The 11,634-nt window shown below is 53.0% G+C and carries 14 protein-coding genes; 8 read left to right on the top strand and 6 right to left on the bottom strand.

The window, feature by feature from the left end; translation table 11 throughout:
* From moaA to moaC, 4 genes are all read right to left on the bottom strand, one after another.
* Positions 1–933, bottom strand: a 933-nt coding sequence (gene moaA / locus ACXJJW_RS05285) for a GTP 3',8-cyclase MoaA (RefSeq protein WP_456474690.1), incomplete at its 3' end; no start/stop codon positions are given.
* Positions 934–1,728, bottom strand: a complete 795-nt coding sequence (gene mobB / locus ACXJJW_RS05280) for a molybdopterin-guanine dinucleotide biosynthesis protein B (protein WP_456474689.1) — start codon at positions 1,726–1,728, stop codon at positions 934–936.
* 1 nt (position 1,729) lies between these two features.
* Positions 1,730–2,272 (bottom strand): MogA/MoaB family molybdenum cofactor biosynthesis protein, encoded by a 543-nt coding sequence (locus ACXJJW_RS05275; protein WP_456474688.1) that lies wholly within the window; start codon positions 2,270–2,272, stop codon positions 1,730–1,732.
* Positions 2,265–2,738 carry a cyclic pyranopterin monophosphate synthase MoaC gene (gene moaC / locus ACXJJW_RS05270; protein ID WP_456474692.1) on the bottom strand — a complete coding sequence of 158 codons (474 nt, stop codon included), beginning with the start codon at positions 2,736–2,738 and terminating at the stop codon, positions 2,265–2,267. Before moaC ends, ACXJJW_RS05275 begins: the two co-directional genes overlap by 8 nt.
* Positions 2,739–2,871: 133 nt before the next feature.
* Here moaC and ACXJJW_RS05265 point away from each other — a divergent pair, with 133 nt between their 5' ends.
* From ACXJJW_RS05265 to ACXJJW_RS05240, 6 genes are all read left to right on the top strand, one after another.
* On the top strand, positions 2,872–4,545 hold the full coding sequence (locus ACXJJW_RS05265; RefSeq protein ID WP_456474687.1) for an ATP-dependent DNA ligase: 1,674 nt from the start codon (positions 2,872–2,874) through the stop codon (positions 4,543–4,545).
* Complete coding sequence (locus ACXJJW_RS05260; protein WP_456474686.1) at positions 4,542–5,153, top strand: ribonuclease HIII; 612 nt, start codon at positions 4,542–4,544, stop codon at positions 5,151–5,153. Before ACXJJW_RS05265 ends, ACXJJW_RS05260 begins: the two co-directional genes overlap by 4 nt.
* Positions 5,154–5,193: 40 nt before the next feature.
* Positions 5,194–5,769 (top strand): hypothetical protein, encoded by a 576-nt coding sequence (locus ACXJJW_RS05255; protein ID WP_456474685.1) that lies wholly within the window; start codon positions 5,194–5,196, stop codon positions 5,767–5,769.
* Complete coding sequence (locus ACXJJW_RS05250; RefSeq protein WP_456474684.1) at positions 5,766–6,293, top strand: adenylate kinase family protein; 528 nt, start codon at positions 5,766–5,768, stop codon at positions 6,291–6,293. Before ACXJJW_RS05255 ends, ACXJJW_RS05250 begins: the two co-directional genes overlap by 4 nt.
* A 444-nt stretch (positions 6,294–6,737) precedes the next feature.
* Positions 6,738–7,586 (top strand): zinc metalloprotease HtpX, encoded by an 849-nt coding sequence (htpX, locus tag ACXJJW_RS05245; RefSeq protein WP_456474691.1) that lies wholly within the window; start codon positions 6,738–6,740, stop codon positions 7,584–7,586.
* A 67-nt stretch (positions 7,587–7,653) separates the two neighbouring features.
* Positions 7,654–7,839 carry a hypothetical protein gene (locus ACXJJW_RS05240; protein WP_456474683.1) on the top strand — a complete coding sequence of 62 codons (186 nt, stop codon included), beginning with the start codon at positions 7,654–7,656 and terminating at the stop codon, positions 7,837–7,839.
* Here ACXJJW_RS05240 and ACXJJW_RS05235 read toward each other — a convergent pair.
* Positions 7,832–8,407, bottom strand: coding sequence for a hypothetical protein (locus ACXJJW_RS05235; protein WP_456474682.1), 576 nt, complete (start codon positions 8,405–8,407; stop codon positions 7,832–7,834). The genes ACXJJW_RS05240 and ACXJJW_RS05235 overlap by 8 nt on opposite strands.
* A gap of 49 nt (positions 8,408–8,456) precedes the next feature.
* Here ACXJJW_RS05235 and ACXJJW_RS05230 point away from each other — a divergent pair, with 49 nt between their 5' ends.
* The gene (locus ACXJJW_RS05230) at positions 8,457–9,041 is read left to right on the top strand and encodes an AAA family ATPase (RefSeq protein WP_456474681.1); all 585 of its coding nucleotides are present in this window, start codon (positions 8,457–8,459) and stop codon (positions 9,039–9,041) included.
* A gap of 14 nt (positions 9,042–9,055) precedes the next feature.
* Here ACXJJW_RS05230 and ACXJJW_RS05225 read toward each other — a convergent pair whose 3' ends face one another.
* Positions 9,056–10,870 carry a COG1470 family protein gene (locus ACXJJW_RS05225; RefSeq protein WP_456474680.1) on the bottom strand — a complete coding sequence of 605 codons (1,815 nt, stop codon included), beginning with the start codon at positions 10,868–10,870 and terminating at the stop codon, positions 9,056–9,058.
* Positions 10,871–11,092: 222 nt separating this feature from the next.
* Between ACXJJW_RS05225 and ACXJJW_RS05220 the strand changes: the two genes are divergently transcribed.
* Positions 11,093–11,536 (top strand): hypothetical protein, encoded by a 444-nt coding sequence (locus tag ACXJJW_RS05220; protein WP_456474679.1) that lies wholly within the window; start codon positions 11,093–11,095, stop codon positions 11,534–11,536.
* The last annotated feature ends 98 nt before the right edge of the window (positions 11,537–11,634 follow it).

Below are 11,634 nucleotides of genomic sequence, written 5' to 3'. Positions count from 1 at the left end.
TCCATGGGCACTTTCCTCACCCTCCCTGAAAAAGGGCACCCTGCGCAGCACCGCCTCCTTAAAAAGCCTCTCCAGCTCCTCGTCGCTCGCCCCCTGCCGCATGGGTGTGAGGAAATCAACCAGATTGTTGCTGCGCATTAAGCAGGGCTTGAACTTCCCGTCGGCAGTAACCCTAAGCCTGGTGCAGTGGGCGCAGAAGCGAGAGTTGTGCATCGGCTTAATAACCTCCACCCTCGCCCCATTGAGCTGGTACTGCCTCCGGCCGTGCATAAACCTGCGCTCATGCACCTCTATTGCTCGCTTCGTCAGCTCCTCTTCAAAGGTGTCCAGGTCGTAGAAGTAGCGCTGGAAGAACTCGCGGTCGCTAACCACGAGTTCAATGAGCTGGAGAACAACACCATCGCGGGAAAATTCGGAAATCATCCTGCCTATCTCATCATCATTAACCCCGCGCATCACCACCATGTTTATCTTCACCGGCGTGAGCTCTGCCTCTATTGCTGCCTCAACGCCAGCCCTCACCCTGCTCAGATCGCCCCCCCGGGTAATCCAGCTGAAGGTCTCTCCCCTCAGCGTGTCTAGGCTTATGTTAACCCTGTCCAGACCGGCGCGCTTCAAATCTTGGGCATAATCTGCGAGGTAGTAGGCATTGGTGGTCATGGAGAGGTCCTCTATACCCCTCACCTGCGCAACCTCCGCCACGATTTCAGCCACATCCTCGCGCACCAGGGGTTCGCCTCCCGTAAATTTGACCTTGCGCACCCCGAAACGCGCCCCCAGCGCTACAATGCGCCTGACCTCCTGCGGGGTCATCTCCTCTCTGGAATCTTCTGTTATACCCTCGTGGTGGCAGTATCTGCATCTGAAGTTGCACCTCTGGGTAATACTTATGCGCATACTTGTTATTGGCCTGCCGTAGCTGTCGCGAAGCATCTAAACCCTCACCTTTATCTCCACCACATCGCCATCCTCGGCGTCCGCCTTCTTTAAGGTTGATACCATGCCGAGAACAACACTGCGCACAAGCTCCTGGACGAAGCTACCCATGGGCACCTCTCTGCCAGAGATTTTAATCTCAGCCATCTTCCCTGCGCTCAGAACAACGCAATCTTCAAGGCTTCGCTCCCCCCTGAGTATTCGCGCCGCCATGTCGGCGCAGCTCTCACTCCCGCACTCCCCGCAGTTCAGCCCGGGGAGCCCTGCAACCGTGCTCTTTAGCCTGAGCTCTTCACCCTCCAGCAAATCCGCCAGCTTCTTCGCCTGCGTTGTGGCGTCTATCACGGGCACGCCCAGCTCCACGTCCTCACCCGAACCGGCGACCACGCCGCTCACCGCCAGTGTTGCCCCGTCGACCAGCGAGCGTGCATCCTCCTCGCTGGAGGCGGCGACTATCTTGGGGTAGCTCTCCTTTCTGAACCCCTCGATGAGCACAAAGTCGAAGCTGCCAAAGCTGCGCAGCTTCTCCAGCACCTCGGCGACGCTCAGCTCAGTCTCTGTTTTAACTATAAAAGCCGCCTCGTTGGGGCTGAGCCCTACCACCACCCCAGCGCCGGCGCGTGCATGCTTCCAGGTGTCACTTCCCTCCTTATCCACTGTGAAGTTTGCCTTCGGGATGTGCTTTATCGTGGCCACGCTGTAGCCGCGCTTTACCAGCTCCGCCACCAGATGCTCAATAACAGTCGTCTTGCCCGAGTTGCTTCTCGCAGAGACCACACTTACTACCTTCAAGCTACCCACCTCTCACGTGCTTCACCAGATGGGTCAGCTCACTCAGCATCAGCTCCACCCCCAGCTTGGCCGCATTCGGCGAACCCGGCAGGGAGAAGATCAGCGTTTCTGAGATAACTCCACAGTCTGCCCGGGTGAGCATGGCCGCACTCCCTATCTCCTCGAAGCTCTTTTGCCTGAAGAGCTCCCCATAGCCGGGCAGGCTCTTCTCGTACAGGCTTTCCAGGGCTTCAATGGTAACATCGCGCGGCCCTATGCCTGTGCCGCCCGTGGTGATTACCGCCTCAGGGGAGTAGCGCTCTATTATGTAGTCCACCATCTCGGCGATTAAGCCAGCATGGTCTGGGATTATGGTGTAGAACACAACCTCATGCCCCGCTTCTTTAAGCGCCTCCACTATCAGCCTGCCGGAGACGTCCTCCGTCTCCTCCAGCCTCTCATCCTTTGTCCACAGGTATTCAAATTTTGAATCTGAGATTGTGATAACCGCCGCTCTCACGCTTTGGGGTGCTTCATCCCTGTGCCTCTTTGTGGTCTCACTCATTCAGAGCCTCCTTTATCTTCTCCACCACCTGTATGTCGGTAATGCGAGTAACAGGATACTGCCCCTGCTCATCCTTCTCAATCGCCTTAACCATGTCCCAGATGGTGAGCAGCGCCACACTCACACCGGTAATGGCCTCCATCTCCACACCGGTCTTTGCAACGGTGGTAACTTCAACCACCGCCTCTATTGCGCTGGTGTGGAACTCAAACTCTACCCTGACGCCGGTTATGGGCAGGGGGTGGCACATGGGGATAAGCTCCGGGGTGCGCTTCACCGCCAGCGTCGCCGCAATCTGTGCTGTTGTGAGCACATTGCCCTTTTCCACCCTGCCGGCTTTAATCATGTCGATGGTCTCCTCGCGGAGTACTATCCTTCCCCTCGCCCTGGCAATGCGCTTCACCTCGGGCTTCGCAGAGACCTCCACCATCTTTACGCCCTTTTCATCGACGTGGGTAAGAGCTATGTTATCGCCTCCTTTCCCATGATACTGGATAATCCCTTTATTTAAATCTTGCCAGAGGAGTAAATGGATACGTTAACCTCGTCCCCTCTCTCTCATCAGAAAAGCTAATATCCAATGGGGACGAATTTAAACCATGGAGTATGCAAGACTTGCTCATGTTTATGAAAATCTCGAGGCAACGGCGAGCAAACTGGAAAAAACCAGGATTGTGGCCGAGTTTCTCACGGAGGTTCCTGAGGAACTTCTGGACATAATTCCCAGCCTGCTCATAGGCGAGGTCTTCCCCGAATGGAGCGAGATGGAGCTTGGCGTGGGGCCGAGCCTGCTCTACGAGGCGCTCGCCTTTGTAAGCGGTATCAGCACAGGCGAAGTAAAAAATACCGTCGCCAAGAGTGGCGATGTGGGCGAGGCGGTGGAGCAGCTCCTCTCCAATAAGGTACAGCTTACCCTGTTTGCGAGGAAACTGCAGGTGCGGGAGGTCTACCAGGCCTTTGAGAAGATAGCCCTGGCAAGTGGCAAGGGCTCCCAGGACAGGAAGATTCGCATCCTCTCGGACCTTCTGGCAAGCGCCTCGCCCAGGGAGGGAAAATATATAGCGCGCACAGTTCTCGGCGAGCTCCGCGTGGGTGTGGCAGAGGGTTTGCTCAGGGATGCGATTGCACAGGCCTTCGGGGTGAGCGTCGCCGCTGTGGAGCGTGCCTACATGCTCATAAACGACTTTGGCGTCGTGGCCAAGGCTGCGAAGCGCGAGGGCGAGGAGGGACTGAGCAGAATAAGAATGAAGGTGGGCAGGCCGGTTAAGCCCATGCTTGCGCAGATTGCGCCCAGCATAGAGAAGGTGTTTGAGGAGCTGGGCGAGGCGGCTCTGGAGATAAAGTACGACGGAGCCAGGGTCCAGATTCACAAAAAGGGGGAGGAGGTCAGGATATTCTCCCGCCGCCTGGAGAATGTTACCAGCGCGCTGCCAGATATTGCCAGACGCGCTGCCCGTGCAATAAAGGCAGAGGAGGCAATAGTGGAGGGTGAGGCGGTGGCAGTGGACCCCAGGACGCGAAGACCAAGAGCCTTTCAGGATATCCTCCGCCGCTTCAGGAGGAAGTACGACGTTGAGAAGATGATAGCAGAGATACCCTTTGAGACATACCTCTTCGACATCCTCTACCTCGAGGGTGAGGTGATGATAGACCTGGCCTTTGAGAAGCGTCGCGAGGCGCTGCAGGGCGTAATTGAGGAGGAGAAGGGCAAGTTTGAGCTTGCAGAGCAGAAGGTTACAAGCAGCATTAAGCAGGCCCACGAGTTCTACTCCCGCGCCCTTGCCAAGGGGCATGAGGGCATGATGATTAAAAACCTGAAGGCGCCCTACATCCCTGGAGCAAGGGTGGGCTACATGTACAAGATAAAGCCGGTGATGGAGACCCTTGACTTGGTGATTACAGGTGCCCTCTGGGGTACAGGAAAGCGCGCCGGCTGGCTGAGCAGCTACATCCTTGCTGCGAGAGATGAAGACACTGGGGAACTCCTCGCCGTGGGCAGAGTGGGCACGGGTATAACAGAGGAGCAGCTTGAGGAATTCACATCCCTCCTAAGACCCCTGATAGAGTTTGAGGAGGCTGGCGAGGTGAGGCTGAAGCCAAGCGTCGTCGTGGAAGTCGCCTATCAGGAGATTCAGCGCTCCCCAAACTATGCCAGCGGCTTTGCGCTGCGTTTTCCACGCGTGGTCAGGATCCGCGAGGATAAGTCGCCGGCGGAGGCAGATACGGTGCAGAGGATACGCACTTTGTACGAGCAGCAGAGGGCAGCCGGATGATTCTGGCGGGATGCGATGAGGCGGGAAAGGGCGACTACTTCGGCTATGTGGTCGTGGCCTGCGTATGCGGGGATGCCGAGAAGCTTCGCTCGCTTAACCTCCGCGACCCAAAGAAGATGAGCATCCAGCAGATCTTTGCCCTTGAAAGGGAGGTCAAGAAGTTCCCCCATGTGATTATAAGGATATCACCGGCGCGCTACAATAAGCTGCACCGGGACACAGGCGGGCGCTACAACCTCAATGAGATTCTGGGCTGGATGCATGCCCAAGCGGTGAAGCAGCTCGAGGAGAAGTGCTCCCCGAGCAGGGTGGTTATAGACAGATTTGCCGCCCCTAAGGTGGTGCTCTCTAACCTGGACGCAGAGCTTGCCAGGAAGCTGGTTTTTGAAGTGCGCGCTGAGAGTAATGCCCACGTAGCGGCGGCGGCTCTGCTTGCGAGGGCCGAGTTCCTCCGCAAGCATGAGATGCTCTCCCGCAAGGCGGGGCTCACGCTTCCGAGGGGCAGTGTGCACGTTAAAGACGCCGCAAGGACGCTGGTCAGAAGGCATGGCAGGCGAGCACTTGCAAACTTTGCAAAGCTCCACTTCCGCATCACCGGGGAGCTGTAGGTAAAAAGCTATTTATATTTGAGGGGTTCAATTTTCTGTGATGAAAATCATCAGTAAGACCGCTACTGGTAATGATGTGGGCACGGCCCTTGACAGGGCGGTTGATAGCATAAACCAGGAACTTAAAAAGGTGGACGGGATTATAACAAGCGCTGAATATGAAATAAACATCGGCGTCTCGGGGGCGAGTGTTAACATAACTGTCACGATCAATGGAAGTGAACCCAAGAAGAAGGAGATTATAGGTGTTAATGTGAGGGGATACTCAAGGGAAAATTCAGTGGCCAAGGCCGCAGGCTTGATAAACTCCTTTCTTGAGAATAAGGAGGGGGAGATAGTGAGCGTGTACACAAAGACCATAGATACACCCCTCCCGGGCAGGGTCTACACCACCATGATTGTGGCGATAAATGAGAAGGGACTTGAAGAGGCCAGGGATGCAGAGATTAGAAGGGAGCGCATAAAGCGGGCGCTTGAACTGTTTAACAACGACCCTGCGGTTATAAATGTTGCACGGGTGGCAGAGGTTTTCGGCGTCTCGCGCACAATGATATACCGCGACCTTGAGGCTCTGGGTTTCAGGCGCGCCGCAGGCGAAGAGAGCAGCCAGAGATGATTCTTATCCTCACGGGCACGCCGGGCACTGGCAAGAGCACCGTGGCAAGGCTTTTCTGCAAAAAGCACGGTGCCAAGCTTCTAGAGGTAAATAAATTTGTCCAGGGTGATGTAATCGCCGGCTACGACGCGGAGCGGGGCAGTACCGAGGTGGATGTGGAGAAGCTCTTCGAGAGGATAAAGCCCCATGCCTCCGGAGATGTGGTTATTGAGGGGCACCTGGCACACCTCCTGCCCTTCAGCGATGCTATCGTGGTCGTGCTGCGCTGCTCACCAGAGGTGCTAAGACAGAGGCTGGAAGGGAAGGGCTTTTCAGAGGGGAAGATACAGGAAAACCTGGAGGCTGAGGCGCTGGATGTCTGTCTGATAGAGAGCCTTCAGGTGCATGGCGAAGTTTACGAGGTGGACACCACCCGGCTAACACCCGGGGAGGTGGTGGAGAGGATAGAGCGCATACTTGCGGGCAGGGGGGAGGAGTTTAAGCCCGGGAAGATAGACTGGAGTGAGGAGTTTTTCGGCCCTTAGGTACTAGAATTGCGGAGATAAATCACGTGCTTTCTTCCTAGGGGGCTATCTTTTCCACAAGAACCTCATTGGTTTCCTCGTCTATCCTCCTCAACGGATCCTCTCTCAGGTTCTCGAGAGCTTTCTTGATGCGCTTTGACACCTCTACTGATAGATTTTTAAGTTCCTCAACGGCTTGGGGTTCAAAAGAACCTTATAAGTCTTCAAGGGTGACGTACTCCTTTCTAGGCGTCCTCTCAATTCGGTTGTAGACCTCGTCTATCATTTCAAGCTCTTATATTAAGGAGTCTCTGGATTATCTCATCGTAGCTCTCCCCTTTCCCCCGAGACGCTCCAGTTTGGCCTTGGTCTCTTTGCTTATAGCTAAGTGGTTCTGCTCATAATCTTCTGCTTACATAAATATTTTGCTTTGATAACCTTTGGTTAGAAAAATCAGTGGTGAAGATGGGTGGAATGCTCAGAACCACACTGCTGCTTGCTTTGCTTACGGGTCTCCTTGTTATCACGGGTAGAGCCATAGCTGGTGTGGGCGGCATGTTCATCGCCTTTATCTTCGCTCTGCTCATGAACTTCTCTGCCTACTGGTACAGTGATAAGATTGTGCTCGCCATGTATCGGGCGAAGGAGGTGTCTCCGAGGGATGCTCCAGGGCTCCACCGCATAGTGGAGAACCTGGCAATGAAGGCAGGGCTTCCAAAGCCCAGGGTGTACATAATTCCCACAGCTACGCCTAACGCCTTTGCAACTGGAAGAGACCCAAGGCACGCGGCTGTGGCGGTGACCACCGGCATACTCGACCTTCTCACCGAGGAGGAGCTTGAAGGAGTGCTCGCCCACGAGCTGGCGCACATCAAAAACCGCGACACCCTCATAAGCACAATCGCCGCCACAATCGCGGGTGTCATAACAATGCTCGCCACCTGGGCGAGGTGGGCTGCAATCTTTGGCGTCGGAGGGCGCAACAGGGAGGGCGCGGCGCACTTTGTGGGTGTACTCGTCCTGGCAATTCTCGCCCCCATAGCAGCACTTATAATCCAGCTTGCAATATCGCGAACCCGCGAATACTCCGCAGACAAAACCGGGGCAATAATAACAAAGAAGCCCTGGGCGCTTGCAAATGCTCTGCGAAAGCTGGAGCAGGGCGTTGCCAGGGTGCCGCTTCGCAACGCCAATCCCTCCACGGCGCACATGTTTATAGTGAACCCCCTCAGGGGCGGCGCTCTGCTTGGGCTATTCTCCACGCATCCCCCTACATCGGAGCGCATTCGACGGCTTGAGGCGATGATATTATAGGTGACACCCTCGTGCAACACCCGTGTAAACATCACCCTTTTATAATAGTGATGTAAAATTATAAGTTATGGTCGAAGGGGGAGCTGCTGACACACTCATGGCTATACTTCTGGTTCTCAGTCTCTTCTTTAACATCCTCCTCTTCTATGTCTCTACAGAGCTGAGGCAGGAGCTCAGGGAACTAAAGTATGGAACAAGGATTTCACGGGAGGAGCTTGAAGCGATAAAGCGCAGACTGGGTAGGCTTAAATAAACTCACCCAGAATCTCGGCGGTGCGTCTGCACTCCTCAGCAAAGCCGCAGTTTCTGCTGCAGTTTTTAAAATTGTTTCCAAAGCAGCCGGGGTAGCTTTTATAACTCTCCCTTTCTGGCACTTCGGGGGAGAGAGAAACCCCGTCATCGCCACCCACAAGTTCTCTCAATGCCTCATCCTCTGGCTCGATGCCGGTGGTTTCTGAGCTGCCATCGCCTGCATCAGAGAAGTCAAATCCCTCTATGAAGGAGACAAGGGGATTGCTGGGCTTCTCTTCTTCAGCCCTGAGCGGTGCCTGTGTGCCCATCGGGAACTCCTCGGGCAGGTCCACAGACATGATTTCACTTATCAGGCTGTTGTCTGTAGTGCTTGTGACCGTCTCTTCGGGTTCGTAGGTGCTCCTGCGCACAGGCAGTTCGTCGAGTTCTTCATAGTGATGGTGGGCAGCGCCAGATTTACCTGGGCAACCCCGTGAGCGTCCCAAAATCCATGAGCTGAGGAAGACTATCACAACGCTTACTAAAAACAGCGCGGCTATACCTGCTCCAATGGTCAAGAGGAGGTCCATCGCATATATTTATTAGGAGGTTCCAATAAAAAGCTAACCCCTGTATGAGGTGGTTGAGATACGCAAGAGGGTTGTAATAGGGGTAATGGGTAAGATAGGCTCTGGGAAGAGCGAGGCAAGCAGGTACATCGCCAAGAAATACAACGGCAGGATTTTTCGCTTTTCTGATATTCTGAAGGATATACTGCAGAGGCTGCATATGGAGCTCAGGAGGGAGAACTTCATAGCCCTCGGCTCTGCACTTCGCCGCGAGTTTGGAGACGGAGTTATAGCGCGCGCGCTTAAGCAGGACATCCTGGCGAGCGATGCTCAGGTTGTGGTGGTGGATGGGGTGCGCTACCCCGAGGAGGTGGAGATGATAAGGAGCTTTGAGAACAGCGTGCTGGTGTATATCCACGCCTTCAGTGAGGTGCGCTATCAGCGTGCGGTTGAGAGGGGGGAGAAGGGCGAGGCCGCTATGGGTTATGAGGAGTTTTTGAAGAACGACAGCGCAGAGACCGAGAAGAGGATAGATGAGCTCGTGAAGCTGGCGGACTACCGCATAGACAACAACGGCACCCTGGAGGAGCTTTATGCCGCGCTTGAGAGGGTGCTTGATGAGCTCATAATGGGCGGTTATGGACATGAAAATTGAATTTTTGCGTTACATCACCTTCTCCCGAACTTTCTGTATATAGCTAACAGCATTATCACAGAGAGAATTGCAACCGCGATTCCTGCATAGCCATAAGAGCTTTTCTGCTGCACGGTAATGCGCAGAGAGACATCCTCAGCCTTTGTCTGTTCAGCCTTTGCCCTTAACTTCAGGAAGTAATCGCCTATTCCTGCATCTGCAGGTGGAAGTATGGTTACTGAAAAGTCCGCCGCTTTTCCTGGCTGGAGTTTTTTCACGCTTTCCGGTACTATTTCGTAGCTCCAGCCTTCAGGAATCTCTAAAGATAGCTCAATCCCGGTCAGAGTGTTCTTCCCGGTGTTTGCAACGCGTGCGATGATTTTCTCTGCCTCACCGGCGGTTATGCGAGTGTAGAGCTTTGAAAGCTCCACAGCGAGGGCGTAGCTTCCTTCCACATGCACCGTAACGTTGCTCATAGCTCGAGAGTTATCCCCCTTCGCTATGAAGCTGAGCTGGTAGTCACCCAGCGTGGTTTCCTTAGGGATCTTTACGGCTGCTTCCAGAGAGACAGAGCTTTCCGCCGCAAGCTTCACAGAGGGAACCTTGAAGTTTTTGTGGTAGAAGGCAACCTCCCACTCCGGGGGAGCAACCGCACTGAGCAGATAGTAATCCTCGCTATTTCCGGAATTTTCCAGCTCAAGGCTCAGCCTCACCTCATCCCCCGGCTTAACAATTATCTCAGGCGTAGAGGTGCGTAGCTTTGAGGTAACCGGCGATGGCTCAACCACGATGCTCACTTCGTGCTCTGCAACGGATTTTTCGTTCAATGCTCTGAAGGTTATAGAATATTTGCTAGGCTTAGCTTCACCCGGCATTTCAACCTCAGCCTTAAGCGAAACTCTGCTTTTACCTGCAACCTGAATGAGGTTTGCCTTCAATCCAGAATAGTAGAAGCTAACATTCCAGTTTCTAGGCGCCAAAGCTGTGAGATTAAAGTACCTGTCTGCATAGTCGGCGTTCTCAAGCTCAAGATTTAATTCCACCTTTTCCCCTGCATGGGCGGAAATCTCGGGTATGGAAGAGTGAAGTTTTGAGGAGAAAGTACTCTGCCCCCTGATCACTGGTATGTCGTATCTGACCTTCTCCACTGTGCCTTTGTAGCCTCCTTCCGCCACTATGGAAATGACGTAATCACCGGAGAAATCCTCAGGCACGGTTATCTCAGCATTTATGGTAACCTCTTCGCCTGGTGCAAGTGCTATTGAGCTAACCCTGTTACCGCCAACTTTTAAAGAGGCGTCCCAGCCGAAGGGACGAACCACATAAAGCCTGTAAGTTTTCTTGTACCTCTTCTCTTCCGGAGCATTGTTCTTCAGGGTAACACTTGCCTTGATAACATCCCCAGGATAAGCAACGACCTTTGACCTCGGCGAAGAAGAGGTGAGTTCAAGATATGCGGAGAACCATTTAGATGAAACCACCTCCGGCTTAATTTTTTGTGCAGACAAAATTCTCACCTCAGCATATTCACGGGGATAGTGAGCGATAGTAAAAGCTAAGAAATCACTCAAACGATACACTTTCCCCATGTTTTCTCTTAATTCCCGTTTACCTGCCACAATGTCGTCGCAGAACTGATAGACAATCAGATTTCCATTCAACGCATTAAAGCATTTAATCTTTTTGTCATCAAATGTAAAAAATTCAAGGGTGTAACTCCCAAATTTCACATGTCCTTCTTCTATTTTGTATGTTTTTTCGTATTCTGCAGATAGTGCAAATGCAGGGCTAAATAAGGCCAAACAGGCTATTAAAAGTATTGTAAACCGTTTTATTTTATGAGTAGTCATGCGAAATAAAATTCTCAGGAAATAATTAAATATAAAGAGGTGCACGTATGCCTATACGTGTGCCACGTAACTTAAATTAAAGAAGTTTCTAAGCAGGAGAAGGGACGTCTTTTCGAATATAAAAGAGGAGGTAGCTATGTTGTCACGGGATTACTAACGAATAACTGATTTAAAAGCGAAAGGTTTTAGTTTACCTCTACCTTCCTTACCTTAAGGAGCAAAATGGGGGTACACACACTGTCAAGAAGCGCTGTGGAGATATTCCTTGTCCTTGCAGTTTCCTCTGCTTATTTACTTCTCTCTTATGCGGTTTCTCAGCATGAGGTCAACGCAATGCAGAATTTGGCAAACAGGTATATTGCACCCCTTTTTCTTCTGATCCCCACCTCTGGGGTAATAGCCTTCTTCTACGGTCTCTGGAGCGGAAGGGAAAGATCGGCGTTCTTTATCGGTTTTTCTCCCGTTTTTATATTTTTTATATCCGCAGCATTTTTTGAAGGAGGACGCTCCTACACCTCTGTTCTTCTGGGGTTGTTTATGGGATTCTGCAGCGGGATAATAGGATACAGTGGAGCAATAAAAAAGAAGGGGGGCATGGACTGGATTATTCTCGTGCCCGCTGGGGCACTTTTATGGATATTCGCCGTCATTGGTGGTATGAGGTGATGAAAGATAACATGAAGGCATGTGGTCTGCTCATAGCCCTTCTGCTCACCGCAGGCTGCCTTGGAGCAGGACATATAGAAACCGCCTGGAAGTGGCTG

This window comes from Candidatus Pyrohabitans sp., assembly GCF_054014795.1.
The sequence above is the reverse complement of the archived record's forward strand: the minus strand, read 5'-3'. Positions and strand labels throughout refer to the sequence as shown.

Bases quoted from the DNA above. Each gene is read 5' to 3' on its own strand.
- ACXJJW_RS05275 (WP_456474688.1), bottom strand. From the start codon at position 2,272: ATGAGTGAGACCACAAAGAGGCACAGGGATGAAGCACCCCAAAGCGTG.
- ACXJJW_RS05265 (WP_456474687.1), top strand. From the start codon at position 2,872: ATGGAGTATGCAAGACTTGCTCATGTTTATGAAAATCTCGAGGCAACG.
- ACXJJW_RS05260 (WP_456474686.1), top strand. From the start codon at position 4,542: ATGATTCTGGCGGGATGCGATGAGGCGGGAAAGGGCGACTACTTCGGC.
- ACXJJW_RS05255 (WP_456474685.1), top strand. From the start codon at position 5,194: ATGAAAATCATCAGTAAGACCGCTACTGGTAATGATGTGGGCACGGCC.
- ACXJJW_RS05250 (WP_456474684.1), top strand. From the start codon at position 5,766: ATGATTCTTATCCTCACGGGCACGCCGGGCACTGGCAAGAGCACCGTG.
- htpX (WP_456474691.1), top strand. From the start codon at position 6,738: ATGGGTGGAATGCTCAGAACCACACTGCTGCTTGCTTTGCTTACGGGT.
- ACXJJW_RS05240 (WP_456474683.1), top strand. From the start codon at position 7,654: ATGGTCGAAGGGGGAGCTGCTGACACACTCATGGCTATACTTCTGGTT.
- ACXJJW_RS05235 (WP_456474682.1), bottom strand. From the start codon at position 8,407: ATGGACCTCCTCTTGACCATTGGAGCAGGTATAGCCGCGCTGTTTTTA.
- ACXJJW_RS05225 (WP_456474680.1), bottom strand. From the start codon at position 10,870: ATGACTACTCATAAAATAAAACGGTTTACAATACTTTTAATAGCCTGT.
- ACXJJW_RS05220 (WP_456474679.1), top strand. From the start codon at position 11,093: ATGGGGGTACACACACTGTCAAGAAGCGCTGTGGAGATATTCCTTGTC.